This is a genomic window from Pseudomonas sp. LB-090624 (assembly GCF_003205205.1).
In the GTDB taxonomy this organism is placed as follows: Bacteria; Pseudomonadota; Gammaproteobacteria; order Pseudomonadales; family Pseudomonadaceae; genus Aquipseudomonas.
Genome location: NZ_QJRL01000027.1, coordinates 51,453 through 75,875 on the forward strand (window position 1 = coordinate 51,453; position 24,423 = coordinate 75,875).

Sequence of the window (24,423 nt, forward strand, 5' to 3'; positions counted from 1 at the left end):
TTCAGGTAGGTATCACAAATGGCCCAGATGCCGTTTTCTCCATGCAGCGACCCAAGCGCGTGTACCGATCAGTCGGTCGCGATGCTTGGCAGGATATTCGGCCCGGTCATCGACTCGCTGGTCATGGGCACCGACCCCAACTCTGTGGAGTCGGGCGCGAACATCCTTGCCACCATGTTCGGCTTCTTCAACAGCGGCATCCTGATCATCGGCTCGCTGATCGTCTCGTACGTGGCGGTGATGGGGGTAACCAACACGGCCAATGATGGCGAGGCAATGGGCAAGAGCTGGTCGTCCTTGTGGACGCCGGTGCGGATCGTGGCAGGTGGCGCCGTGTTGCTGCCGACCACCAGCGGTTTCTCTTTCATCCAGCTGATCGTTCTGATGTTTTCCCTGTGGGGCATCGGCTTTGCCAATGGCACCTATAAAGCTGGCATGGCCATCGGGGTCCTCTCGGCAGACGGTATCGTTCAGGGCGTCAACCAGGCAGGAAACTTCTATGGGCTGCGTGATTTCGCACGCCAGTACATTGGCGTTTCCTACTGTGCCAAGGCCGCAAATGCCATCTATGCGGGACCCACTCCGGCCGAAGTGCCGAAAGTTCAGGCCAAGAACGAAAGTATCAGCGAAGGCGTCAGCAAGCAGGCTGCCGACAAACGAGTCGAGATAGATGGCCGGTTCGAGTCCACCTTCCTCCTCAAGGACCGGAATGCGGTGACCAACCTGGCCGGTGGTCAGCCTTTCTGCGGTACGGTGAAGCTGTCCTCGTACATGGCCCAGACGAAATCCGATGCTATTCCCCAGGCCCTGGAGAAGGTGCGTCAGCAGGTGCAAGGGCAGAAGATCGAAGCCGCCGGCTACCTGATGGCAGATCTGGACGCGTGGGTCGACTCGTGGCCTGTGAGCATCAATGATTCAGGCTGGGAAGATGTCGATTCCGACCGTTTCAACCAGATTGTGAAGACCTGGGAGAACCATATCGCCACTGCGCTCGTCAATGAAGTCAACAACGAGCAGGGTGAGGTGGACAGTGGGCTGAAAGACTTCCTGAAAACCCTCACCGACGATGGCTGGGCAGCCGCTGGCGGTTGGTTCCAGCGCGTTGGCATGGTGCGCGGCCAGATTGCAGGCGTGCTTGCGGAACCGGTCGGCTCCGTAGGCGCACCGTCTTTGGTCGGTTTGCCTGTGGATGCGCGTTATATGTTGCTGAGCAACAGCGTGACCACCGTTACCGAGGCAATCAACAAAAAGGCTGAAGAGAAGGATACTTACACCAAGGCCAAGACCACCAAGCCGGAAGACTTTGCCAGCCTCATACCCAAGGACCCCAAAACCGATATCAACGTGGGTTCGCTGCGGGCAGACATGGACAGCAAGATGTCGTCGTTCGTCAACGGAATGATGCTGAATGTGGTGCAGATTGCCACCGGTGCCGGCAGCAACGGGCAGACGCCGCTCTGCGGAACGGCAGGACAGATGGGGGGCTCGCTCAACCGCATGAAGTGCGTGGGCGACTATCTGAGCGTTGCGCGCGCCGGGATCCTGCTTGCCGATGTCGCGATCAAGACCACGACCACGGCTGTGCGCTTGCTTGCGGGTACGGTTTCCGCAGCAAAAGTGTTGGGTAACGGCCTGGAGGCGGACAAGATCGTCACACCGCTTTGGGACTGGGTGATCGAGGTGCCAATCAAGCAGCTTGCGTTGATGGCCAGTTACATCGAGCCTCTGGCCTTTTACTTCAGTGTCTTCCTTCCTAGCCTGCCGTACACGCTGTTCATGATCGTATTCGTCGGTTGGGTGCTCGCCGTATTGCAATCGATCATCGCTGCGCCGCTATGGGCTGTGATGCACATGACGCCGGACAGAACGTTCGTGGGGTCGCAGACGCAAGGTTACTTGCTGTTGCTGTCACTGTTCGCCCGCCCTGCGCTTGCGATTCTGGGGTTGTTCGCGGCGGTGCTGGTGTCCGACCCCGTGATCGACTACATAGCCACGGGCTTTTTCGCCATGCGCGGTGCAGTCGTGTCCTCGACGGGGGGAGTGGGTGTCATTGCGGAATTCTTGACGTTTGCCTGGTGGTTCATGGTGTTCGGGCTGACGCTGCTGCCCGTGCTGTACATGATCTTTGGCCTGCCGCAGACCTTGCCTGACCAGGTGCTGCGCTGGATCGGCGCGGGTATTGGTGACCTGGGTGAGACCAATGCGACTGGCCAGATGCGCGGCGGCATTGCTGCCGCAGGGGGGAGCATCAGTGGTACTGGCACGGGCATGCGCCTGGGTCGTGATCAAGGCAAGCTGCCCCCGCCGGATGGCTCCTCACCCGGTGGTGGGTCAGGCGGCGGTGGGTCAGGTGGCGGTGGGTCCCGTGGTGGTTCCGGCGATAAAGCGGCGCTGGTCAACGCCAACGGTCAGGGGGTTGGCGGACCGGCCGCTGGCGACTCGAGCGCAAAAGCCGAGGCTGAGTCGGGAGACAAACGAACCTTGGGTGAAAAACGCACTGACGCTGCAGGGGTGGCGCTGGGGCGGGCCATCGCGGGTGGCACAGCTGCCACCGGCAGGACCATGCGCAGGGCCGGCAGTGTTGCCTTGTCCGCTGGGCGTGCTGGCGTAGATTCCTTCCGCGAGTCTGGGGCGGCCTCGCTGGGAGGGCGGGTACGTGATGGCGTTGCCAACGGTGTGCTGACTGCAGGCGCGGGTCTGGCGTCTACAGCAGGTGCCGCCGGGGCCGACTACAAGCAAGCCTTCAGCACAGCAGGTGCTGAGGGCAAGGCTGCGTATAACGAAGGCGCGGATTCGCGAATTCAGGCGTACCAGGATTCTCTGAGCGGTGGCTCAGCCCCCGCCGGGAGCGACACGACTCAAGAGCAGGACGCCTCGCCTGACGCGCAGGCGGAAAGTGCCGGCGCACAGGGTCAACAGTTCAATGAGGCTGCGCTTCCGGCCGGGGCTGACTCGACAAACGGCAAAGGCGACGACGGCGAAAGCCGATGAGCGGCAGCGATGTGGGGATGCAGATATTCAGGCACTGGGTGGGTGCAGTTAAGAGATGGCAATTTGCTAGCCTGGGCGGAATTTTACTCGCCCCGGGTTGTCTTGGACGGTGACGCGCAATCGTGTGCGTATCTTGATACCTGACTCGGATCGCTTGGCGGAGGCTTGGCATGGATGACAATCAACTGGAAGACCAGCTTCGACGGCTTCTGACCGGCCTGGCAGACCAGGCCATCGTGCGCGGTGAGCAGTTTATCTACGATGGTGGTGAACTGTACGCTGATGATGTGGCGGAAATCGGCCTGGTGGCAGTGCTGTGCATTGCCCAGGCGCTGTCCGAGCGCGCGGGGTTGGGCGGGTTTGGTTATCAGTTTCAGCTAGCTGCGCCGGCCAATCCGGTCTTTCCTATTCATGCCAGCGCTCCGCAGGTGCTGCCGGATTTCTTCAAGGTGGCGCCGTTTGTGTCGGCGGTTTTTCACAATGAAGTAATGGGTGCCAGGCAGGATCTGACAATTCTTTACCATGCTGCTGCTCAGCGGTTGCAGCAAGCGGGCTAGCCGAGCGGGCAAGCTTCAAGTACTGAAGCAGCCTCGGTAATCAGTATTTGGTATGCAGCATGAGGGTGTTCATATGCAAGACGAGGACAACGTGGGCAACAACAAGGGCGCGGGTGTTGAGTTGCCTCCCGGCGTATTTCCACCGATGCCAGGCTACACCACTGGGGACCTAATGGCAGTTGCCAACGCCCCTGTGGAGGCGCTGCTTGAAGCGCACAATATTGATCCCGGTCTGATCCGCGAAACTGTTATCGCGCTGGCCGAGCATCTGTACCAGGCATTTGAGAGGGACGACATTCAATACCAGATCGCCACGTGGTATCAGAAGCCGTATGACGAGCCCTGGATGCGCAAGCGTAGTGTCGAAATAATTGCCGAGCAGTTTGCCATTGTCACCGTGGAGGCGGCTGCGGATTCATTGGACGGCTCACCGTTGCGGGCCTTGGGCAAGGCGTTTTTCGGCGACTTTATCGAACGGGCCGGTGCGGCCATAAAGGCCCATATTCTGAAGTTGAATGAAGGCTGACGCTTGCAGTTGTTCATAGGGATATGACATGAGTAAGACCGTATACTTTAGCGTGTACTTTGACGGTACGGCTAATAGCAAGGACAACGACAAACCGTTGGGCAGCCACACCAACGTGGCCCGTCTTTATGAGTGTGATGCGGCGAAAGGTACCAACCTTTCCCGAAACTCCGGCCATGCGCCCGTCGCCTATGATTCCGCCCATTACCTGGGTCTTTCAGAAAAGCTCTATTTCGACGGGGTGGGTAGCCATCAGCGCAGCACACCGACTGCCCTGATCGAGCGTGGTACCGGGCGCGGTGGCGACAGCCGTATCGAGCAAGCCTACGAGGCCGTTGTCGCGTTTTGTAACAAGAACCAGGATCTGCAGGTCGACCTGAACCTGATCGGCTTCAGTCGCGGCGCAGCGCAAGCACGTGCTTTGGCGAACGAGATCATTGATCGGGGTATACCTAAGCTTGATAGCCAGTGGAAAGCGACCCGGGAGTACCTGATTCCGCCTGGTCAGGCGCAGGTGAACAAGCTCGCCATATTCGACACTGTTGCCTCCTACGGCTTGCCCATAACGGAAAGCCACCCTGACAAGAACCTGGAAATAAGCAGGAACGTAAAGTCGACCACTCACCTGGTGGCAATGCATGAGTATCGTACGACGTTTCCGCTGACCAGCGCGTTGCGTAACGACGACAACTCAAGGGTTGAAGAGATTAAGTTCGCAGGCGCGCACTCTCAAGTTGGGGGCGGCTACCGCAACGATTTGCTGGCTGCTGGTCCACTGGCCTTCATGTACGATCGCCTGAAGTCTGCTGGCGTCGAATTGGGGCCGTTGCCGCCGGAAGAAATGAAGCGCATCGAACAATACAACGCTTTGATCAAGCACCCTGACCGGTTGCAGGATGCGTTGATCGATTCTCGATTGCTCAAAGGCAATGAAGCATTCAGGCGCGAGGAAAACGGGTCCTGGACAGTGCTCAACAATCGACCGTTTCCGACGGAGCGTGGCACGGCCAATGTGCTGGGGTGGACAATTCTGGAGCGCCTGGAGTGGCAGAAACAGCCCTTCGATCACGCGGTGAGCGGCCGGAAAGTCATATTTGAAAATGATGGTTCGCGCGGCGAGCCAGTTATCCGACGCATCGGCAAGGAGCTAGGTCAGAACTTCTTCGGGTGGAGCGACAAGGCCGAAGGTTCTTCGTCGTTGCCTGACTACCAGCCCGATAGCAGCTTTAGCGGGACAGTAGAGGCTCGACAAGAACGCTTCGAGGCACAAGAGGCTGCGCAGTCAAGGAAGCAAGTGGCTGAACTCTCGTTATTGCTCGCGGGCTCGAAGCCAGAGATAGAGCACATTCAACGGCTCGGCCTTGAAGAGGTGCCGCTGCCAACCCCGAGCCTGCCGCCTAGGTATGCAGTGCTTCGGATCGACCACGAAGGCTCATCGGCCTTTGCGGACCTAGGCTTCGAGTACGAGGCCAGCCGTATTGTCGAAGATGCCGGTGACTATGCCCGCAATCGAGGCCCCCTGAGTGTGGGTGACCCGATCATGCTCCACGACACCAACGGCAACGTGGTGGGCGAGCTGGAGGCTGCCTATGAGGCGCCGACGTTCGCTGGAGAGTGCGGTGTCCTGATCGCAATCGACATGCAGCACGTGGCACAAGATGCGCAGGCAGGTTTCCTTCACGATGGCCTCAAGCAGGCAGCGCGATGGATTGCCGAGCGGCCGGAAGGCAGTTTGACGGATGATTACGAAATTCCCGGGGAAGATGGCAAGCCGCTGGGGCGTGCGATGGTCGCCCGCCCAGTCCCCCTTGAGTTGCAGCGAACTGTTACCTGGCAAGCTCCCGAGCCCTGATGGTCAGGCTGAGTTTCGCCAAGCACAGTAGTAAAGTTTTTTGCTGCCTGCTTGCTTAGAATGCACCTGTTGCCGGCGGTGGTCGGCCATTCAATCGGTAAGGGCGAGAAGATGAAAATCCACAAATACCAGCCAGGCACCTTCATCGAGGTCGATGACATGGCGGGTGGTCGCCGTGTGGGCATGGTCTGCAAGGACGGCGTAACGTTTTGGGATTTGCTCGATTCCGAACGCTGCACGCCGCTGACGATTCATCCTTCAATGCATCCGCAGGCATTGGGTACATTGGTCCAGTTCAGTCAGGACAAGGGATTGGTCAGTGCGACCCAGGCGCTGGTTGCTTACCTGCAGACCTCGGGAGATACGCGACTGACTGAAGATCCGCTGTTTGTCATGCGCGCCCTGTGGTTCATCGCTAAAAAGGCTATCACTGGGCATGTTCCTGATTCGGCGACGCTGTCGTGGGCTTGCGAGCAGGCTCGTGCTCAGGAGCAAGCCGCAGCGCGCATTCATCACTTGGCTGGACAATATTGCTCTGGCTGAGTTGAATGCGGAGTGACCAGGCGTCCCCGCACTCAGTCGGGGCTTGGTGCCTCGGGCGTAGGCAGGTTGGCCAATTGGCGCTCATGCAGCGCCGCGTAGCCATCGACTGTGGCGCGCAGTGTTTGCAGTGAATGCCTCGAAACGGCGCCCGGGCTATGTTGGGCGAGCGCTTCGTAAACACTTTGGGCGTCGAGTTGGTGAATGCCGAAGGCTTCATCCAGGGTGGCCTGCTCCACGGTTTGCCAGTCCACTTGTGTCGGCAGCTCATCGCGCAGGGCGGCTGCAGCGTGTTTGCCGAAGAGGTGTGCCACCCCGGCTTTTGCTTCCAGGCCTGGCAGGGCTTCAATGCGCGCGCGCAATATTTCCTGGCGCGCCCGGCGCTCCACAGCCGCATCCGGCGACGCCAGTTCCACCAGCATTTCACCTACATCGGTAAACCCTTCGCTGGCGAAAATTTCCGCAACCTTGCGTGAGCGCGCTTCCTCTCTGGGCAGGAAGATCGCCATACCGTCGTCGTACGGTTGCGGCAGGTCGCCCCAGTAGTGAGTGGCCTTGAAGTCGCGCAGGGCATCGAGTGCATCATTGAAGAACGCGTCCTTGTTCACGGCATAGATGGCGTACTCATCGTTCAGCTGAGCGGCGGCCCCGGCATCGAGGCCGTTGCGAACCAGGCGGCCCTGCAGCGCAACCGGCTGCTGCAGCTGCCCGGCGATATGCCGGGCGGCGACGAAGTGGTGCGAGCCGCCGCTGTTGGCCAGGTACAGGCCATCATCCCAGTCGTACCGCACCATGAAGTCGCTGCCGCCATGCACGATGCCGATCTCCGGCCAGCGCAGGTTCTGCGCAAGCCCCTCCTGGCTCATGTCGCGGGTAAAAGCCTGGCAGGCTTGCTCGGCCATCTGTTGCAGGGAGAAAAACCGGTACAGCTCGGATTTGGAGGCGGACAGGCCAGTCACATCACCGATGTCACACGCGAACTCAGGCAGGGTTTCGGTTTTGCCCAGCCGCGCCAGTGCGGCGATCTGCCGATGCTCGCTGTGGTAATGGCCGTCGCTGGCGCGCCAGCCCCTGACCTCACCGTTCTGTTCGCTGCCCTGGCCGAAACCGATACGCTGCGACCACTCATGCCAGCGCACCACGCTCGATGAGGCAATGACGGCGGCGGGGTCATCCACCCTCATGCGTAACTTGGGGGTGTCGGCGATGACCCGGCGTAAACGGGCAGGGATGCCCAGGTCGTCCTTGACCGTTTCCAGAAACTTCGCAGCCAGTGTCCTGAAGCTCATGGCGTGACTCCTTTCAGCGCATACAGGTTCGCGAGGCGTTACTGGGTGGCGCGCTGTACCGCATCCGCTGCCTTGCGAGCTGTGCTCTTGATGGTCTTCACCACTGTGCGCATGTCGTACGAACAGCTGATGTAGGTGCTGTTGCCATCTTCATACAGCCACAGGTCGTGGTTACCGACCTCTTTCTTGTACTGGCCGAATTCGTCTTTGGGAATGTCGGCCAGCTTGGCCACTGCCTGGATGCTCTCGCCGGTGAATGCCCCGGAGTAGGTGTCGAAGTCACCTTCACCATTGGAGCCTGGGTGCATTGCAAGCTTGGTCACGGCGCGGCCGTAAACGTCCAGCGGGTTCGGCACGGTGTACTCGCCGTCGGACAGGTCCGAGGCCTGCACGATGGCCTTGCCGTTGGCCGCCTTGACCAGTGCCTCGAATTGTTCAGGGGAAACGTTGCGCTTGCAGGTGAGTGCCTGAGTGATGCGTGCATTGGCTTCGGCCTGATCGATCTTTGCGGCGTACGCCGACGTGCAGGCGAGCGAAACCAGCAGCGGCAGGGCGAGGTGCAGAGTTTTCATGCGGCAGATCCTTCTGGATGACAAAGTGCTATCAATTCTGGTTGTCAGAAAAATGTTTTTTACATGCCTCGAGTGTGCGCTACGCCCTGCGCTTGGTCAAGTGAGAGCCTGCGCGTGACGAAGATTCAAACCTTGACGGCAAAAGGCCTCAAATTCATACTCACCATCAATTTCGACATTTTTCTAACAGGTCATTTTGATAGATGACAGGATGTTGAACGTTGGCTGGCACACAACGGCAGTTCTTTTGAATCTGGCCGTCCGGCTGACCCTTACAAGGAGTTTCCAGGCATGTCCTACGCATTACCTCCACCTGCCGTGAAGCCAGGCCTCACGGCCGTGGGCGATCGTCGCGCAGCCCTGTGGCTGCTGTCGGTGCCTCTGCAGGTGGCGCTGGTTGCTTTTGCCATTGCGGTGGTGGCGACCCTGATGGGTGAAATGGCCCAAGGTTCGCCGCGCTTCTACGCCGCGGCATTGTCCTTTTCAGCCCTGTTGCTGAGCGTCATGTTGCTGCCTGCCTACCTGCTCAGCCTGGGTTGGTACGCCTGGTGGACGCGCGGGGGCGACCATCGTCAGCTGCGCCTTGGCCTGTGGCTCGCACCGTTGGTGGCGCTGCTGTTCGCCTGGTTCCCGGCCACCCTGGTTCCCGGGCTTCAGCCGCTGGGCCAGGATGCCACGGACCCGCTGCGTATCTACCTGCTGGCAGGCATCCTGGTATTGCTGCTGGGGTATGCCTGGTCGGCCATCGTTTTCGTGATCCTGCGATATTGGAGAGATGTATGAGCACCCTCGTTTCCACCCCTCGCAGGTTGCTGCCGCTGGTACTTGCCGCCCTCTCGGTGGCACTTGCCCCGAAGGCTTTCGCAGGGTTCGAGCTGGTGGAGAGCCCCGCCGCGCCGGTGCCCTATGTGGCACCCTCGGCGCAAGGGCAGAACACCGCGCAAATGCAGCAGACCATCAATGCCCTGAACAGCGAAATCCAGAGCTTGCGGGTGCGGCTGGCTGCGGCTGAGGCCGACGCCAATGGCAGCCGTCAGGAGCTTTTGGCAATCAGGGCGCGGCAGGACCAGATCCAGACTTCGATCAACCACATGACGCTCAATTTTGCGTTCGGCCACTCACGCTTCAGCCCCAGCGCCGAGGATGGCGACGTTCTGGTGCGCTCGGCGCAGGACGCGCTGCAGGTGAAGATCGTCGGCTTTACCGACAGTGTGGGCACGGTGGAGGCAAACCGCCGGGTTGCCTTGCTCAGGGCGCAGGCGGCGAAGATGTACCTGGTTCGGCGTGGCGTAGCAGCGGCGAAAATCAGCGCTGAGGGGCAGGAGGGCGACTACATCGCCGCGAATGACACCCCCGCTGGCCGTGCAGCCAACCGCCGGGTTGAATTCGAGTTCTTCGGTCAGTACCAGGCGAATACGGCCCTCGCTCGCTAGGCAGCAAGGGCCGCGTCAGGTCAGGCCTGCAGGCGCATGTTATCGAGGAACAAGCGTGCCTCGGCGGCAGCGGCGATGGTGGCGTCGGCAGGCGCCTCCCAGGCTACGCCGTTGTAACGCAGGCTGTAGCTCTCGCGGCAGGGGTGAAAGCCGATATGCGCCCAGTCGATGTCTTCACTGCCTACCCACTCGCCGAGAATCTCTGACCTGGCTACGCCGGCCGCCCGCCGCTTTTCGATCTGCCCGACCACATTGGCGAACAGGCAGAGGTTTTCCAGATCGATGCTGACCGAGGCGGGGCCGATGTTCAGCACGCCACCGTCATTGCCCGGCGCGGGATGAAATGCACAGTGAAACTGATGGGTCATTGGTACATCCTTGAAGTTTGGGCTGCAAACATACAAAACACGAACGACTGAGGTTTTTGGACCTGCCAGCAGGTTGAAGTTCAGTCTAGTCGAGCCGTTGCGCGGGAGTGGGACCATGTATTCGTTGTATGAACTCGAGGCTTTCGTGGCGCAGGCCATCAGTGGCGATGTTCTCGCCCAGGCGGGTGGCGGCTTCGTCAGTGTGATGGCCAAGAGTGCGCCGGCCATCCAGAAGGACATTCCGGTCGCTTTCGAGATGTATACGCTGCTGGAGCATTTCCTCAAGTCGCTGCCCATTCGGCGGGAAGCGCTCGGCTTCGGCGCGCGAACGCTCGATCTTGAACCAGGCATTGTCGTTGATCATGACGGGCACAAGGTCGTTGCCCTGTTGCCGATCCAGGCTGGCCAGCTCGGCGAGGTGGCCTTCTGGCTGGCTGACGCGCTGCCCAGCCGGGAGGTCAAAACCATGCCTGGTATTCTTGCGTTGGTGTTCAGCGTGGAAACCCACGAAGATATAAAACACTTGCTGCCCGAATGGATGGCTGCTTTTTATGTCCAAGGCGAGGCAGGGCACTGTGTGCCGATCCTGGCGCTGAAGTCGGTGCTGGAGGACAAGCGTTTCGGTGGCGATTGGGTAGCGGTTGCCCTGCATCGGCTCGCCGATTTCGCCTTGCCTCAGGCCGAAGCCCAGCAAGCAGCTGGGAGCGATGTGAAGACCACGCGTTGAACTCGGTGGACAGTATCGGGTTTGGCATTGACCAGAATCTAGCGGCGCATGTTCAAGGGACGCGCCGATCCAGGGAGCATGGGCAGATGGCGCAGTCGGCAGCAACGCTGAAGGATGACGCGCCGGACCCGACGTTGTGAGGGATGCTCTGGAAAACATCCAGCCGCCAAGGGCGGCAGCAGCTTAAGCGAGGAAGCAAATGGACCATAACTGGGGTGCGGGGAGACCTGGTGGCGGCCTGGATGGTGGATATACCGGCTCGCTCGATCATGCAATTTCCAACCTGCATGTCGGGCGCAGTCAGGGGCGCCAGCAAGGTCGTAAAGAGGGCTTCGATGAGGGGCGCTCTCAAGGCTATGCGCAAGGCTGGGACGCAGGGGTGGCCTGTGCCAACGAGAAACTGGAGCCGCTCAGGGGGCACGTGAGGCAGTACTTCGAGGAGGCGGTGCAGCTTCGGACAGTGGTGCAGCGCCAGAAAACCATCATCGACCTGATGTACCAGCAATTGTCCGAGGTCGCCGGCGCGGCCAAGCGCGCTGACGCTAAACCGACGGCTAGCGAGTCAGAAGCATTGGCAGCCTTGCAGAGCAGCAATGAGTTGCTACAGGCAAGGCTCGAGGTGATGGACATGCATTACGCAGCTGCGCTGGAGCAGTCCCGGCTGAAGCACCTGCAATACAAGCGCAGCCTGGTGTTCATGCAGGCAGTGCAAGGGCTACTGGAAGAGCTGACGGGTGGCGATAGCCCCGAAGCGCGTGACATCCGCGAACGTTTTGTGACGCACTACCAGGACCAGGTCGCACAGGGTTTGCGTGCAGGCGATATCCAGCTCGCCCCTGAGCTGGATGAGGTATTCGGCAGGCAGCTGCCGGAAACGCAGCGGTTCATCATGGACATGTTGCAGTCGGCTGCACCCGGCCCGGATGTCGATGACTCTGCCCCGTGATCATGAATGACAGGCGCGACACAAGGCCTGGGGTTGCGCCAGATTTGCTGGATCAGCCGTGAGGGGCTAGGGTGCTGGCTGCTCCGCTTGTGGGGCTGTCGGAGGTGGTTGGAGCGATTCGTGGCCCGGGTTGTCCGGGCTGCCAGCAGCCGGGGCCTCGACGGGCATGCAAACCAAGGCAGTGCGCACCTGGGCGGGGTATTGTTGCGTCTCGTAGCCATAGGCTGGCGGCTGTCGCATTTCGGGTGCCTGGCATGTGCCTTCGACCACTCCTTGGCGAGGGGTGGAGAAATCGCAGCGCTCACCCTCGTAGCGGTTCGAGCACGAACGATAAGCCGCAACCGGCGTGACCTGCTTGGGCACCGGCACGTAGATGGTGGTATTGCGCGGTAGCTCCTGCCATTGCTCCTCGGCCCCGGGGGTTTCCTGGGCCTGGGCAGCACTCGCCAGCGCCGACATACCGACGGCCAGCGTGAGGGAAATGATCGCTTTCACAGGTACCTCCAGGCGTCACATGCCAGGCTCGTAGTCCGAGCCGCTGCGGTTCTTCGGCACTGGGTCGCTGTGGTCCAGGCCGGCATTCACTTCCACGCCGCGCTCTTTCATCTCGCTGATCATGTATTCATAGCCGGTCGTGAAGTGGGCCAGGTCGTAGCCTGGGTCCGCCTCCTTGATCTTCGAGGTCAACTCGACGATCTCGAGCTTCACCGGGTCCGGCGTCTCGTCGGTATCCCAGCCGTACGAGTTGGCTTCCAGTTTGTTCAGGTGGAAGGCCTGGCTGAAGGCCTTGCCTTCCACCATGATGTCCTTGGACAGCTTTTCATACAGGTTCTTGCCACCCAGGCCTTCTTCCAGCTTGCCGTCGATCACCCGCAGGAAATCCAGGTGCGCCTCCGGCGTGGCGGTGATTTCTTTCCAGCTGCTGTACTCGGTCATTCCGTTCTCCTTGCGTGGTGAATACGTCTGCCTTGAAGGCTCCATTTAGGTATCAGCTGGCCGGACAGCCTGGCGGCCCGAGCAGGTGTCAAGGCGCCATGTCATTGTCCTGGGAGTTGCCCCCGGCCTTGTTGCGAACCATGTTGACGACCCCTTGCACCATCTCCTTCAAGCGTTCGAAGATGCGCTGCATCGACTCTTGCAGGCGCTCCAGATGCGACTGTGTTTCCCCTTCGAATGCCGGAGTGTTACCTGCATTGCCGTGGATGTTTTCGCTGGAGGTCTCAAGGCGGGCCTTGAGCTTGTCATAATGCGGGTTGCCTTCGGTTTCGGGGTTCAGCAGCTCTTCCTGGGCCCGCCCATACTGGCGGGTCCAGCCGGTGAGTGCCTTGTCCATGGCTTTTTTGTGGGTTTGGGCATCCGGTGACTGCCCGACTGCCTCGACGAACGTCTCATGCAGGTCATTGAATTCACCGTCCGGCTTCATCTTTTCGATCACTTCCGGCACGGTCAGCCCGGTTTGCTCGGCACGTGCTTCGATCTGCTCACGAACCTGGGGCATGTTTCCAGCGTTCCAGAACGCCGTATGTGCCTTCTCGTAATTGCCGGCGGCTTTCTCAACCTGGTCCACCCGGTACTCGGACAGACGGGGCAGGACCTGCACTCGGCCCATCATCTCGTCAGGCCCTGCTGGCGCGGAAGAAGCTTCGACTTCCGCGGGCTTCGAGCCGTCACGCCAGGCATTGGCCAGGGCGCTTGCACCTCTGCCAATGCCTTGCAGGGCTGCCCCGGTCAACGACGCCACGCCGCCTACGAGTTCTGCACTGCCTTGCAACAGCGCTTCTGCGCCGTTACTTTCGCGCTGTGCGTGTTGGGAGGCTTTGCTGCCGGCAGCATCTGCTGGTTCATTCAGCGATTCATTGATGCGCCGCACTTCTTCCGGGTCGAGTGAAGCGTCCTTCGCCTTCATCTCACCCACGACCTTCATCAGCGCATCGAGTGCGCTTGGATCAATGTCAGCGGCATCTTTTTGTGCGCTGCTGCTGGCCGGTTCCGCGCTACCGGGCGTTTGCGGATTACCAGCCTGCGCATTGAATGCCTTCAAGGCAGCGGCATCTATCTGTTGCACGCTCCAGGCGCCTTCCTGGTGATCCAGGCGCACACTGTCGCCGAGCTGCACGGACGAGTCGTTCATGAGCTCGGCAAAACTGGGATCCTGGAAGGTCAGGTTACCTTCAGCGGTTTTCAGGGTGATGCTGTAAACGTTTTCGCTGTCACCGTTTTCGTTCAAGGGCGCTGCGCCATGATGGACCAAGATACCTGCATAACTCCGCCCTGGCTGGGCTGTTTGCCCGGCAGCAGAATCAGCGACGGCTTGATCAGGCTTATCGAGTTCTTTGGGTTCCATCTGTGTCTACCTTTCGTGGGCGCCGCGTTATTCAATGGATCTGGAAACAGCTCCTTTCTGGGCTCGCTGCTGGGCCCCATCGGTCTGAATCCGTTGACCTGCCAATTTCTGCGACGCGTAAACGGCAAGCAATGCTTCAACTTTTTCCTTCTTGCGATAAATCGCTTCCGACAAATAATTGCCGACACCTACCGCCCGGTTGTAGTCGACCCACAGGGCGCGGCTGGAAACATGGGTGATACTGTTGTTCCACTCGGCATCGCTGAAGCGCCGGGAGGCTTCGGTCGCCAGCATTTCTGATACCGACATGGTGTCGTAGCCACCGATCGGAGCGGTCGGCAAGGCACCATAGCCATCAGCGTCGGACAAGTACATCGCGGGCGTCTTGCCATCCGCTTCGGCCAGCGCTGCATCGGCGTTGGCTGCTGCCACCTGGACAGGCTCAACCGTGGAGTCTGGCGCAACCCCGCCCGAAGGTACATTACCGAAAAGGATCTGGTGCTGCGCTTTGGTGTCCTTACCGAGGATTGGGTAATGCTCGGGATGACCATCCTGGATGGCGTAAGTTTGGCAGAAATAGGGGGCCGGGTCAGTCTTCCAGCCAATGCCAGCCTGCGGGCTGACCACGGCGGAAGGCAACTGCGCCGGGTTGAATGGCCCTCGGTGAGCATTTTCCCTGAACGCCTTGGCCCTGGCCTCGTCTTTTTTCGTGGTGCCATAGGTGAAGTGCAAGTGCTTCACCATGGACGTACTGGGGGTGTTGCCTGACAGGCCCAGTTGCTGCCCCGGCTTGACCGTGACGCCTTGCTTGATGCCGTTGGCGAAGCCGCTGAGGTGGTAGTAGGCGACGATATCGCCATTGGCCCGCTGGATCAGTATCGCATTACCCGCAGACCTTCGAGAGCCAGCGAAGGTGATCTTGCCCTCGGTGGTGGCGTACACCGGTTGCGATGTACCGCTGGTGGAAAAGTCCAGGCCATCGTGCATGTGTGCCTTCTGGTTGGCCGAGCCGTGGTTGGCCGCGCCGCCACCCCGGAACTTGCCGAAACGGCCGGAAACAATTTCCTTGTCGGTGGGGGACACCATGCAGGTGTCCGCAATGGCGCCGTGGGCACACGCCAGCAGGCTCAGGCCGGCGAGGCCGCGCAAGATCGTTCTGTTCATCCCTTGCGCTCCGTCACTGCACGCTCTGTTGCACGTTCTGCTTGGCGGCATCTGCTGCCGCTTGGCTGGTCTGGGTTTGCGCACCCGCGGCAGTTACCGACATGGACACCAGCGAAGCCAGTTGAGCCTCCATGCTTTCGTACTGGCGATATTGCTTTTCCTGGATGGCCAGGTCCAGCGCCTTGATCTTCAAGATCTCGATCAGCGCACCTCGCTCGTTCTGTGCGGCCATGACCCGGGCCCAGCTGTCATATTGAGACGTATTGCCCGAATAGCGTTTGACCTCGTTGCGAAAGTGCACGGCCAGTGGCAGGTCGGTGCCTGTTTCCGTGCCTTCCACGCCGGAATAGTCGAGCTGGATTGCCTTGAGGCTGGCCAGTGCCGGCGACACCAGCGCATCCTTGCGGGCCTTGGAAAGCGCATAGTCTTCGGTGGCTGCGGATTTGCCCGCCGATGCTGGCACCGGGCCGTCCGGCAGGCCGGCTACGTTATTGACGAACCCGACTTTCGCCTGGTACAGCGGCTCGTTTTCCATGACGGGTTCGAACAGGGTGGCCACGGTCAGGTCGGCGCCCGGCAGCGAGCCGACCGATTCGCACAAGCCTGAATCTGCCTGGTCCTGGGTGCAGAACTGCTTGCGCGCCTTGACCAGCGCAGCCTGGGCGCTGATGGGCTCGGCGTAGGTGCCTGGTGCCGCCACGATCTCGGACTTGACCCGCTGGCGCACTTCGGTGCCCATGTCGGCATCGCGGGCGCTGATCAGCGTTCGCGTCGCGTAGACCGAGCAAGGCGAAAAGCCTTGGCCGAATTCGCCACCGTAGTCGAAGCGTGACTGCTTGACCCGCTGGGTCTGGGCCAGCACCTTGAGCCCCGTCGCCGTTTGCTGGGCGGCATTGTGCCCAGCTTCTGCGATCTGGTTTGCCGCCAGGGCTTTCTGCTTGGTCAGGATCGCGATGGCCGAGGTCAGGCGCTGGCTCTCGGTTTCAAGCAGGGCTGACAGCGAAGCATCTACCCCGGACACCAGGCCGTTGAGTGTCTGGGTGGCTGCAGTGAATGCCGGCGCTACGGTGTTTTCCTGATACTGGGGCGGGCAATAGGCCCAAGCCAGCGTAGAGGTCAGCACAAGCGAAGCACCCAGCGAGACCTTCCATTTGCGCGCTTCACGCGCTGCGTCGAAATCCTTTTTCATGGGCACCTCACTGTACCGACTGCGCTGCTGTTTCAGACAACACTTTCTGGTAGCGCGCTTCCAACGGGGCGTCCAGGCCGTCAGAGGAGGCGATTACCAGCGTTGCCAGGTTGGCGAGCAGCCGTTGGTTCTGCTCGTACTGCTGCTGATGAATCCAGACTTCAAGGCCGCCCATCTTGGCAGCCTCCACCAGCAACCCGCGCTGGGTCTGGCGGGCCAGGTTGCCCGACCATTCCTGCGCTTCCTTGCCACCGAAGTACTGGTTCACGCGCAGCTTGAGCACTTCATTGGGGGACTTGCCGCCGAACTCCGTGCTGCGGGTGTTGGCGGCGTTGATCATCGACAGGCTGTAGGCCGGTACAGACAGCATCGAGTCCTTGCGGTTTTTCTGCACCATGTAGGTTTCGCCGGCGGGCGTAGCGCCAGCGGCCTTGACCAAGGCTTCGTCCGGTGGACCCATCACGTGCTGGATGTAGGCGGTACGCGCTTCGGTGGCCAGCGAGTCAGCATCCGCGGCTTCGAACAGCAGGGCGGCGTTGGTGTCACCACCGGGTAGCGAACTGAGCGTGCACAGCCCGGCATCTGCCTCTGCGGCGGTGCAGAACTTGTCGCGGTGCTCTTGCAGGCGTTGCTGCATCGCCTTGCCTGTGGAAGCCACCAGGCGACCGGGAGAGGCATCCAGCTCACCGACAGCTGCCTTGGCCTTGGCCGCCATGCTGGTGAATGCGATGTCCATCGACTTGTTCTTGATCACGGTGCCGCAAGGGTCGAAACCTTGGCCGGTCGCTGCGTTGAAGTCGAGGTAGGCCTTGGTCGCGGCTGCGTTCTGTTGCTGCGCGCGGCTGGCATTGATCAGTTGCTCGGCGGTTTGCCTGCTGTTGTCCGCGACCACACTCGCTGACAGTGCTTCCTGCTTGGTGGCTACGGCCACGGCCGAGATGATCTGCTCGAACTTTATGGTCATCTGGTTACCGAAGGTCGTGCCGAACGTGGTGATGTTGGTACCCACGGATGCTGACAGCGCGCTGATCTGCGCAGCGGTCCACATCTCGGCAGGGCCGAAACCGTAAAGCGCACCGTAGGAAACACCCGAGAGCATTGTCGATCCCACGACAATGCTGGCTAGCTTGAGCCGAAAATTCATATCACTGCCCTGTGAGCATTGGCACGCGACGGTCCGTCACCTGCCCTACGAGAGAGTTGGCAGCCATCGCGGTCATGGCCGAGGCGGCGAGTTGCTGCGACTGGGCAGCATTGCAGGCGACCGTGGTGCAGTCGATGTGCGCTTCCGCGCGTTGATCCGTGATCATGGCGGTGTACGCATACGCTGCGGTCTCGCCTTCCGGGGCGAGGGTCATTTCGCTGAACGGCCCGGCGTAGTCCACATCCCAGCCCTGCATGCCGTTGGCGTTGAGCGTGCACATGCCCTGCCTGGCTTCGGACACGCTGCAGTAGTTGTCGCGGTGCATGGCCAGGGTTTCCCGGTCGGCCACTGCCCTGGAGCCCACCCGCTGGGAGGAATAGGTCGCCATCAGGCGGGCTGCGTCCTTGTCCCGCTGTGACACCGCTTCGACCATCAGCTTGCCCTGCTGCTGGGCGATGCACTTGCTGGTGACCGGTTGCCCCACTGCGGAGTCGAACGAGGTCACGGCCGCCATCGCCCGGTCGGACATCTCGATGGCCCCAACTGCGTTGGCAAGCTGCTTTTTCGAATCGTTGTCCATTTGCGAGACCACGTTGGCGGACAACGCGGTCTGCTTGACGGTCACCGACCAGGCACTCATCTCGCTCTGCATGGTGCTGATGAATGTCAGCACCGAAGCCCAGGTCAGTGCCTGGGCCGGAAGCGCCGTAGCGCCCAGGCCAAGGCCAACGGCCAGAACTGCCGCGACTTTCTTCATCGCCAGCCCCCTTTAGTTGAACAGGCCTGCAGCCGAGCCGGACGACCCGCTGGCTGACCCGGACGACGAACTGCTGGTACTGCTCGACGTGCTCGAAGACGAGGTGCTCGCTGCAGGCGCCACGGTGCTGGTGGTGGCTGCACTGCTGGTGGTGGTGCCAGTACCGGTACCGGTACCCGTGCTGGCGCCGCCGCCGAAGTCGGTCTGTATGTAGTTGAACGGGTTGACGTCGACGGTGTAGGTGGCCTCGTAGCCGGCGGGGGTACTGTGGTAACTGCTACCCAGTTCCGGGTCGAGTGTACTCATGCCCTTGCTGACCAGGCCATTGGTCAGCCCGTTCAGGTCCGCCAGTGAAGTGCCGCTGCTGACCTTGCCGATCGCCTGGTTGATGGGGCTGGTGACCATCGAAGAAACCTGCTGTACCGCGGTACAGACTTTCTTCTGCGCGTATTTCAATACCGCTTGCTGGGCTGCCGCGAAGATGGAGCCCAGGCTCGGGATGGAGCCGGAGAGGTCGAACAGGCTGCCCAGGCCCCCAAAGCAATCCGCCGTGGCGCTGAACAGCGACTCGACATTGGGCGTTGCGGCGGCCAGTTCAGTATGGATTCTCAACGCGTCGTTGATGGAGGCACCGATCGTCCCCTCCTTGGTGCCGTCGGCGCAGTCCTGGGCGTCGGCCTTGATGGCCTCGGCCACCACGGAGCTTTGCTCCGAGAGCAGGGTACTGGACGTGGAGTCCAGGCTGCTGGTGGCGGCGAATGCCGGCCCGGCCAGCAATAGCCAGGCACCCAGCACACCCCCCAGCACCGCGCGCTTGCCCACAGATTTGCCCACTGCCACAGCGACAGGGTTCAGTCGTCCGTCATACATCTGCGTAACTCTCCATGATCTGTGAAATCTCGCGCAGCCGCTCTGCAGAGAAAATCTCGCTGAGCAGGTGAGCTTTGCTGAAGGCATCCAGCCGGCGGCGAAATGCCGTGAGGTCAGCGAGTTGTGACAGGTCGCCAGCCAGCAGCGGCGCCAGCGCATCGCTAAACGCGTCGTTGTGCTGCGCCACATAACGGACCAGGTACATGCAGCGCGAAGAGGTGAGGTGGGCCAGGAGCTCGGCAAAGGCCTGTGGAACCTGATGCAGGACGCGTGCATAGGTCTCGACGAACGACTGCAGCTCCTGCATCAGCAACTGGATCTCGAACTGATGCGCCGGGGCATCCTCGTCGAAGTCCACCGTCCAGCGGTCCAGGTGGTCCATGGTCACCAGAAACTTCACCAGCAGGGCATTGCGCGACGATTTCGCGAAATGGCCAAGGACGCCGTGTGCCGTGAGGTCCAGCGAGTCGATGGGCGGTATGTGCGCACCGGCGGTTGTGTATTCGTCCATTCCCTGCACTCGGTTAAAGCATACTGAAATACGCTAAAATGCATCCTGTTTCTAATTCTGTATCAAAAATGCTGGCGTATCAACTTTTTGACATGGGAATTACAAGTGCACGATGTTGGCAAATGGCCACTGTGCAGCGGGCGGTTCGCACCTGAAGATTCAGTTGGATGCCTTGATTGGCGTGGCTTGCGCAGTGGGAGGGTGGCCGCTGATACGCTGCAGGCCTTGCTCATTCGGGAGCGGCTCGTGGCGCGTAATCAGCGGCTGGTGCGCAGGGTTTGCGTGAGGTGGGAGAAAGGGAGGACCCGGTCAGGAGGAGGGCGGGCCTGACCCTACGGCGTGAACGCCTGCCTCAGAGACTTTGCATGATTCGGCATTTGGGAAATGCCGAGCAGCCCCAGAATTGCTGGCCGGCCTTGGTGCCCGACTTGTAGCTCCGAACCAGCAGGGCGCTGCCGCATTTCGGGCATTGCCGCTCGGCTGTCGGGTCGCTGCGGCGCTTGAGGTTTTGCACATGCGCGCGATGGGTGGCAAGCGTCGGCGCGCGGCGTCCGGCCTGCAGGGCTTCTAACATGGCGTCGACTTCGGCCTCGCTGAAAACCGCTTCCTCGTACGACTTCATGTAACGAATGAATTTGCTGCCTTGGGTGACGTTGGCCGGCATTGCGGTCTTGAACGTGCTGTCACCCACGAAGGTGATGACCGAATGCAGGTGCGTGGCGTCGACGCCCAACGTTGCCTCCAGCGCCTTGAGGTGCTTGTAGTTCTGCCGCAACGGGTTCTGGAACTTGAAAGTGCGCTTGTAGAGTTTCTGCGTCCACTGCGCCTGCTTTTCACTGCCGAAGATCCAGCCGCTCATGTTTTTGGTTTCCAGCACGAAAATGCCGTACACCGAGATGAACACATGATCAATCTGCGTGGTGCCGTCCGGGGTATCCAGGGTGATGTTGTGCAGGCTGCGATAGACCTGCTCGTCCAGCTTCAGCCAGACGAAGTAGCGCACCAGCAGCTCGCCAAGATACCCCTTGGTCGCGGGCTGCTTAAGTACCATCAGGAGTATGACGAGCGGGACGAACCAGCTGAGGGTGCCCGCGTTCTGGCTGATAACTGCGATGAAGTCCATTTCTAGTTGCTCCAAGGTTCCATGGGGCTGCGGACTTTACCGAAATTGACGTGATAGCACGATGGCATTGCGCAGCAGCGAAAATAAATGAGGTGTTTTCTCATTCTCGTTCGGCCTGTGGATAAGGCCGGAATACAGGCCAGTTGCCGACCCTCCACGGAGCTAGAGAATGAGTTCGACACCGGTACCACAGCGCCATCCATTGAACCGTGCCTTGCACGCTGCAATTCTGGGTTTGGTAGTGAGCAGCCACGCATTGCCGTCGCTGGCGCAAACCTCGGGCGCTGATCAGAACACCCAGATGCAGCAGTGGAACATCCCTGGCGGCGCATTGGCACCGGCGTTGGACCGCTTTGCCCGGCAGGCAGGTATCAGCCTGTCCTTCGATGCGCAGAACGTGGCCAATCGCACGACCCAAGGCGTGCAGGGCAGCCTGGCGCCATCGGCAGCACTGTCGACGCTGTTGCAGGGTACCGACTTGCAGGTCGAGCAGCAGGGCCCGAACGCCTACCTGGTCATCCCCCAGGCAAAGCCTGCCGGCCCGCTGGAGCTTGGCGCGACCGAGGACTACCGCCTGGCGCCGGTCATCATCAATGCCAAGGTCAAGGCCAGCGCCGATGATGACGTCAACTCGGTGGTTGCCAAGGAGCTGTGGGTGGGCGGCAAAGTGGCGACCAGCATCCTCAACACCCCTGCGTCCGTGTCTGTGGTGACCAACAAGGAAATGCAGCAGCGCAGCGTCAGCACCACCGAGGAGGCCCTGCAGTACACCCCAGGCGTGGTCAGTGACTTCTATGGCTCGGACGACCGCAACGACTACTTTCAGATCCGCGGCTTCCAGGCGACTACCTACCGTGACGGCCTGACCCTGAGCTCGATGCGTGGTGTGCGCGAAGACCCGTATGCCTACGAGCGCATCGAGATCCTGCGTGGCGCCAACTCCACCTTGTTCGGCCCGGCAGACCCGGGTGGCTCGGTCAACTTCGTGACCAAGCAACCACGCTTCGAGAAGTTTGGCCAAGGCTACGTGACCTACGGCTCCTACGACCATGCCGAAACCGGGATCGATGTAGGCGATGCGCTGAACGACGAACAAACCCTGGCCGGCCGCTTCACGGCCAAGATGCAGAACAGCGACCGCGAGTATGACCATTCGCAGGACGATAACCGCTTCGTCATGGGCGGCCTGACCTGGGCACCCACCGACTTCACCTCGGCCACGGTGGTGCTGGATTACCTCAAGACCAACAGCTCGCCGAACAGCGGTGGCTACCCGCTGGACAAGGAGTACGACCGCAGCGACTTCTACGGCGAGCCCGGCTACAACTTCCACGATGTCGAACGCACCAGCCTGAGCGGCAACATCACCCACGACTTCGACAACGGCTTCACCCTGCGCAGCAACCTGCGCTACAGCGAGCTGAGCGATGACTTCGGCTATGTCTACCTGAGCGACAGCGCCGCGCGCGTCGGCACCACCATCCCGCGCTACGTTTTCGGCACCGACAGCGATGCCGACCAGCTCAACGGCAACCTGATGCTGCAGTACGATGCCCAGTTCGAGCACATCGACAGCAGCACCCTGGTCGGTGTGGAGTACCTGGACTCGAGCACCAAACAGAGTTCGGTATACAGCCTTGCCCCCTCCATCGACATTGCCAACCCAGTGTTCACCGGTGTTCCCGGTGGTGTCACGCCCTACACCCGCAAGAAAAACGACGCCACCACCAAGGCGGTGTTCCTGCAGCAGAACCTGTCGTTCTACGACCGTGTGATCGCGACTGCCGGTGTGCGTAATGACTCCATGGACCTGTCCAGCACCGAATACGTCGGTGGCGTGAACAAGCAAAGCGACAACTTCTCTGAAACCTCATACCGCGGTGCGCTGACCTACATCGTCAACGACGAAGTGTCGACCTACATAAGCATGGTGGAATCGGTTTCGCCGCCTCAGGTTGGCGTTACCCCGCAGACCGGCAGGCAGTACGAAGTGGGCGTGAAGTACTCGCCGCTGGGCATGGACGCATTGTTCTCCGCTGCCGTTTATGACCTGACCCAGGAAAACGTCACCATCGCCGTGGTGCTGCCCAGCGGCATCATCGAACAGCAAACGGTGGGCGAGTCGCGCGCACGCGGCCTGGACCTGGAAGCCAAGGCGCAAGTCACGCAAAACCTCAGCCTGATCGGTGCTTATTCCTACATGGAGACTGAAGTGCTGCGCGGTTCGCTGTATGACGGCTCTTCGCTCAAGGGCAAGGAATTCACCGTCGCGCCCAAACATACTGCTTCGCTGTGGAGCTACTACGACATTCCCGCCACTGACGTGAGCGTTGGCCTGGGTGCGCGCTATGTCGGGGGTTATTACATGGATGCTGCCAACACCAAGAAAAGCGATGGCACCACACTGTTTGATGCGGCGCTCAACTACAAGATTGCCAAGGGGACAGACCTGGCGCTGAATGTGAGCAACTTGTTTGATGAACAGCATGTGGTGGGGTCGGGGACGGCGGATTACTACAACCCGGGTCGTGAGATTACGGCCAAGGTGAGTTACAGCTGGTAAGGCGGGTGAGGGGATGCACGGACGCAGCCCACGACCACCGGCAACGCCGGTGCCGCACTGGAACCACATGGCGTGTATGTGGCCTGTGGGAGCAGCCTTGAGCTGCGAAGAGGGCGGTACTGCCGGGGAAAATTTCTGGCTTTGAGCAGTATCTTCGCAGCATAAGGCTGCTCCTGCCGGAGAGCATGGCGACTTGAATGGCCTGCCTAGCGATTACCTTCAACGCTTACCGAACAGCTTCACAAAAGCAGTATGTTTGGCTTGGCGCCACGTCTCAGTCAGATCGCCATTCAGCTCCAGTGCTTCGAAGATCCTTTTGACTTGCTCGTTGTCAATGAGCTTGGCTGTCAGCATTTTCTTGAGCAGCTCATGGCCATGCCAGACGGGAATGTCGAAGTCCTTCGCCAGCATGTGCATCCCCAAGTCGTCCGTGACCACGATAGCACTGCGGATTTGACCAAAAGCCAGCACTCGGCAGTCTGTTGGGGAGGGTGGCGAGCGGCCTGCCGTGGTGTAGCTCACCGGATTCATCAAGACCCAACCACGCAACACGCTTTGCGCGGCCTCCAACTGGCCTTTCTCGTCAGCGCTAAGGCGAACCTGTTTCGCAAGTCGCTCAGCCGCTAAATCCTCAGCGTCGAACCAAGGAAACTTGAATTTCAGCGCACCACTTCGATGCACTTCGTCTTCTACATCTTTCAGGATGGTCAGAACATAATTTTTCTGCCCAAACGCAATCCCCAGCATGGGGCGTACACGCTTCGCCAGCCGTAGATAGGCATTGGTATCTAGCAAGACGAGCGTGGACGCCCCGCTCAACGCACCAGCTCGATCGTGTCCCGGGAAGTGGTGTAACTGAACCAGCCGAAGGCGCCCTGCAGGCGAAAGAGGATGGTCATCGTGGTTCTTGGCTAACGTTGAGTTTGCGAAGACCAAACACTCACCAGAGAAACCACG

General features: G+C 60.5%; 24 protein-coding genes. 10 read left to right on the top strand and 14 right to left on the bottom strand.

Annotation, left to right across the window (positions count from 1 at the left end; genetic code table 11):
* The first annotated feature begins 18 nt into the window (after positions 1–18).
* From DMX11_RS20835 to DMX11_RS20855, 5 genes are all read left to right on the top strand, one after another.
* Positions 19–2,991: a DotA/TraY family protein gene (locus tag DMX11_RS20835; RefSeq protein ID WP_110746333.1), complete on the top strand. Its 2,973-nt coding sequence runs from the start codon at positions 19–21 to the stop codon at positions 2,989–2,991.
* A gap of 170 nt (positions 2,992–3,161) precedes the next feature.
* The gene (locus tag DMX11_RS20840) at positions 3,162–3,548 is read left to right on the top strand and encodes a hypothetical protein (protein WP_110746335.1); all 387 of its coding nucleotides are present in this window, start codon (positions 3,162–3,164) and stop codon (positions 3,546–3,548) included.
* A 73-nt stretch (positions 3,549–3,621) separates the two neighbouring features.
* Positions 3,622–4,074 (top strand): hypothetical protein, encoded by a 453-nt coding sequence (locus DMX11_RS20845; RefSeq protein WP_110746337.1) that lies wholly within the window; start codon positions 3,622–3,624, stop codon positions 4,072–4,074.
* Between the two features lie 28 nt (positions 4,075–4,102).
* A complete protein-coding gene (locus DMX11_RS20850) occupies positions 4,103–5,926 on the top strand; it encodes a DUF2235 domain-containing protein (RefSeq protein ID WP_110746340.1) in 1,824 nt (607 codons plus the stop codon).
* A gap of 111 nt (positions 5,927–6,037) precedes the next feature.
* Positions 6,038–6,469, top strand: a complete 432-nt coding sequence (locus DMX11_RS20855; RefSeq protein ID WP_256590645.1) for a hypothetical protein — start codon at positions 6,038–6,040, stop codon at positions 6,467–6,469.
* Between the two features lie 32 nt (positions 6,470–6,501).
* Here DMX11_RS20855 and DMX11_RS20860 read toward each other — a convergent pair whose 3' ends face one another.
* Positions 6,502–7,755 carry a DUF6685 family protein gene (locus tag DMX11_RS20860; protein ID WP_110746345.1) on the bottom strand — a complete coding sequence of 418 codons (1,254 nt, stop codon included), beginning with the start codon at positions 7,753–7,755 and terminating at the stop codon, positions 6,502–6,504.
* A gap of 38 nt (positions 7,756–7,793) precedes the next feature.
* Entirely contained in the window at positions 7,794–8,327 is a 534-nt protein-coding gene (locus DMX11_RS20865; RefSeq protein WP_110746348.1) for a hypothetical protein, read from the bottom strand.
* A 291-nt stretch (positions 8,328–8,618) separates the two neighbouring features.
* On the opposite strand from DMX11_RS20865, the gene DMX11_RS20870 reads away from it, so the two are divergent.
* Both DMX11_RS20870 and DMX11_RS20875 read left to right on the top strand, forming a co-directional pair.
* Complete coding sequence (locus DMX11_RS20870) at positions 8,619–9,110, top strand: hypothetical protein (protein WP_110746350.1); 492 nt, start codon at positions 8,619–8,621, stop codon at positions 9,108–9,110.
* On the top strand, positions 9,107–9,760 hold the full coding sequence (locus tag DMX11_RS20875; protein ID WP_110746353.1) for an OmpA family protein: 654 nt from the start codon (positions 9,107–9,109) through the stop codon (positions 9,758–9,760). The genes DMX11_RS20870 and DMX11_RS20875 overlap by 4 nt, the downstream gene beginning before the upstream one ends.
* A 20-nt stretch (positions 9,761–9,780) precedes the next feature.
* Here DMX11_RS20875 and DMX11_RS20880 read toward each other — a convergent pair whose 3' ends face one another.
* Entirely contained in the window at positions 9,781–10,128 is a 348-nt protein-coding gene (locus DMX11_RS20880; RefSeq protein WP_014592445.1) for a hypothetical protein, read from the bottom strand.
* A 145-nt stretch (positions 10,129–10,273) separates the two neighbouring features.
* Here DMX11_RS20880 and DMX11_RS20885 point away from each other — a divergent pair, with 145 nt between their 5' ends.
* Both DMX11_RS20885 and DMX11_RS20890 read left to right on the top strand, forming a co-directional pair.
* Positions 10,274–10,855 carry a hypothetical protein gene (locus DMX11_RS20885; protein WP_256590646.1) on the top strand — a complete coding sequence of 194 codons (582 nt, stop codon included), beginning with the start codon at positions 10,274–10,276 and terminating at the stop codon, positions 10,853–10,855.
* A 199-nt stretch (positions 10,856–11,054) separates the two neighbouring features.
* Positions 11,055–11,801 carry a hypothetical protein gene (locus DMX11_RS20890; protein WP_110746358.1) on the top strand — a complete coding sequence of 249 codons (747 nt, stop codon included), beginning with the start codon at positions 11,055–11,057 and terminating at the stop codon, positions 11,799–11,801.
* A gap of 66 nt (positions 11,802–11,867) precedes the next feature.
* On the opposite strand, the gene DMX11_RS20895 is transcribed toward DMX11_RS20890, so the two are convergent.
* The 10 genes from DMX11_RS20895 to DMX11_RS20940 form a co-directional block, all read right to left on the bottom strand.
* Complete coding sequence (locus DMX11_RS20895) at positions 11,868–12,296, bottom strand: hypothetical protein (protein WP_110746360.1); 429 nt, start codon at positions 12,294–12,296, stop codon at positions 11,868–11,870.
* Positions 12,297–12,311: 15 nt separating this feature from the next.
* On the bottom strand, positions 12,312–12,737 hold the full coding sequence (locus tag DMX11_RS20900) for a hypothetical protein (RefSeq protein ID WP_110746362.1): 426 nt from the start codon (positions 12,735–12,737) through the stop codon (positions 12,312–12,314).
* Positions 12,738–12,825: 88 nt separating this feature from the next.
* Positions 12,826–14,028 (bottom strand): hypothetical protein, encoded by a 1,203-nt coding sequence (locus DMX11_RS20905; protein WP_177410772.1) that lies wholly within the window; start codon positions 14,026–14,028, stop codon positions 12,826–12,828.
* A gap of 144 nt (positions 14,029–14,172) precedes the next feature.
* Positions 14,173–15,309, bottom strand: coding sequence for a M23 family metallopeptidase (locus DMX11_RS20910; protein WP_110746366.1), 1,137 nt, complete (start codon positions 15,307–15,309; stop codon positions 14,173–14,175).
* Between the two features lie 13 nt (positions 15,310–15,322).
* Entirely contained in the window at positions 15,323–16,498 is a 1,176-nt protein-coding gene (locus tag DMX11_RS20915; RefSeq protein WP_110746368.1) for a hypothetical protein, read from the bottom strand.
* A gap of 7 nt (positions 16,499–16,505) precedes the next feature.
* Positions 16,506–17,597: a hypothetical protein gene (locus DMX11_RS20920; RefSeq protein ID WP_256590647.1), complete on the bottom strand. Its 1,092-nt coding sequence runs from the start codon at positions 17,595–17,597 to the stop codon at positions 16,506–16,508.
* A 46-nt stretch (positions 17,598–17,643) separates the two neighbouring features.
* Complete coding sequence (locus DMX11_RS20925; RefSeq protein WP_110746373.1) at positions 17,644–18,399, bottom strand: hypothetical protein; 756 nt, start codon at positions 18,397–18,399, stop codon at positions 17,644–17,646.
* A 12-nt stretch (positions 18,400–18,411) separates the two neighbouring features.
* Positions 18,412–19,269, bottom strand: a complete 858-nt coding sequence (locus tag DMX11_RS20930) for a hypothetical protein (RefSeq protein WP_110746375.1) — start codon at positions 19,267–19,269, stop codon at positions 18,412–18,414.
* Positions 19,262–19,780, bottom strand: coding sequence for a type IV secretion protein IcmW (locus DMX11_RS20935; protein WP_110746377.1), 519 nt, complete (start codon positions 19,778–19,780; stop codon positions 19,262–19,264). Before DMX11_RS20935 ends, DMX11_RS20930 begins: the two co-directional genes overlap by 8 nt.
* Positions 19,781–20,132: 352 nt before the next feature.
* Complete coding sequence (locus tag DMX11_RS20940) at positions 20,133–20,903, bottom strand: nuclease-related domain-containing protein (protein ID WP_110746379.1); 771 nt, start codon at positions 20,901–20,903, stop codon at positions 20,133–20,135.
* Positions 20,904–21,072: 169 nt separating this feature from the next.
* On the opposite strand from DMX11_RS20940, the gene DMX11_RS20945 reads away from it, so the two are divergent.
* The gene (locus DMX11_RS20945; protein WP_110746381.1) at positions 21,073–23,466 is read left to right on the top strand and encodes a TonB-dependent siderophore receptor; all 2,394 of its coding nucleotides are present in this window, start codon (positions 21,073–21,075) and stop codon (positions 23,464–23,466) included.
* 219 nt (positions 23,467–23,685) lie between these two features.
* Here DMX11_RS20945 and DMX11_RS20950 read toward each other — a convergent pair.
* On the bottom strand, positions 23,686–24,423 hold a 738-nt coding region (locus DMX11_RS20950), incomplete at its 5' end, for a hypothetical protein (protein WP_256590648.1).

Bases quoted from the DNA above. Each gene is read 5' to 3' on its own strand.
- DMX11_RS20835 (WP_110746333.1), top strand. From the start codon at position 19: ATGGCCCAGATGCCGTTTTCTCCATGCAGCGACCCAAGCGCGTGTACC.
- DMX11_RS20840 (WP_110746335.1), top strand. From the start codon at position 3,162: ATGGATGACAATCAACTGGAAGACCAGCTTCGACGGCTTCTGACCGGC.
- DMX11_RS20845 (WP_110746337.1), top strand. From the start codon at position 3,622: ATGCAAGACGAGGACAACGTGGGCAACAACAAGGGCGCGGGTGTTGAG.
- DMX11_RS20850 (WP_110746340.1), top strand. From the start codon at position 4,103: ATGAGTAAGACCGTATACTTTAGCGTGTACTTTGACGGTACGGCTAAT.
- DMX11_RS20855 (WP_256590645.1), top strand. From the start codon at position 6,038: ATGAAAATCCACAAATACCAGCCAGGCACCTTCATCGAGGTCGATGAC.
- DMX11_RS20860 (WP_110746345.1), bottom strand. From the start codon at position 7,755: ATGAGCTTCAGGACACTGGCTGCGAAGTTTCTGGAAACGGTCAAGGAC.
- DMX11_RS20865 (WP_110746348.1), bottom strand. From the start codon at position 8,327: ATGAAAACTCTGCACCTCGCCCTGCCGCTGCTGGTTTCGCTCGCCTGC.
- DMX11_RS20870 (WP_110746350.1), top strand. From the start codon at position 8,619: ATGTCCTACGCATTACCTCCACCTGCCGTGAAGCCAGGCCTCACGGCC.
- DMX11_RS20875 (WP_110746353.1), top strand. From the start codon at position 9,107: ATGAGCACCCTCGTTTCCACCCCTCGCAGGTTGCTGCCGCTGGTACTT.
- DMX11_RS20880 (WP_014592445.1), bottom strand. From the start codon at position 10,128: ATGACCCATCAGTTTCACTGTGCATTTCATCCCGCGCCGGGCAATGAC.
- DMX11_RS20890 (WP_110746358.1), top strand. From the start codon at position 11,055: ATGGACCATAACTGGGGTGCGGGGAGACCTGGTGGCGGCCTGGATGGT.
- DMX11_RS20900 (WP_110746362.1), bottom strand. From the start codon at position 12,737: ATGACCGAGTACAGCAGCTGGAAAGAAATCACCGCCACGCCGGAGGCG.
- DMX11_RS20910 (WP_110746366.1), bottom strand. From the start codon at position 15,309: ATGAACAGAACGATCTTGCGCGGCCTCGCCGGCCTGAGCCTGCTGGCG.
- DMX11_RS20915 (WP_110746368.1), bottom strand. From the start codon at position 16,498: ATGAAAAAGGATTTCGACGCAGCGCGTGAAGCGCGCAAATGGAAGGTC.
- DMX11_RS20920 (WP_256590647.1), bottom strand. From the start codon at position 17,597: ATGCTCTCGGGTGTTTCCTACGGTGCGCTTTACGGTTTCGGCCCTGCC.
- DMX11_RS20925 (WP_110746373.1), bottom strand. From the start codon at position 18,399: ATGAAGAAAGTCGCGGCAGTTCTGGCCGTTGGCCTTGGCCTGGGCGCT.
- DMX11_RS20930 (WP_110746375.1), bottom strand. From the start codon at position 19,269: ATGTATGACGGACGACTGAACCCTGTCGCTGTGGCAGTGGGCAAATCT.
- DMX11_RS20935 (WP_110746377.1), bottom strand. From the start codon at position 19,780: ATGGACGAATACACAACCGCCGGTGCGCACATACCGCCCATCGACTCG.
- DMX11_RS20940 (WP_110746379.1), bottom strand. From the start codon at position 20,903: ATGGACTTCATCGCAGTTATCAGCCAGAACGCGGGCACCCTCAGCTGG.
- DMX11_RS20945 (WP_110746381.1), top strand. From the start codon at position 21,073: ATGAGTTCGACACCGGTACCACAGCGCCATCCATTGAACCGTGCCTTG.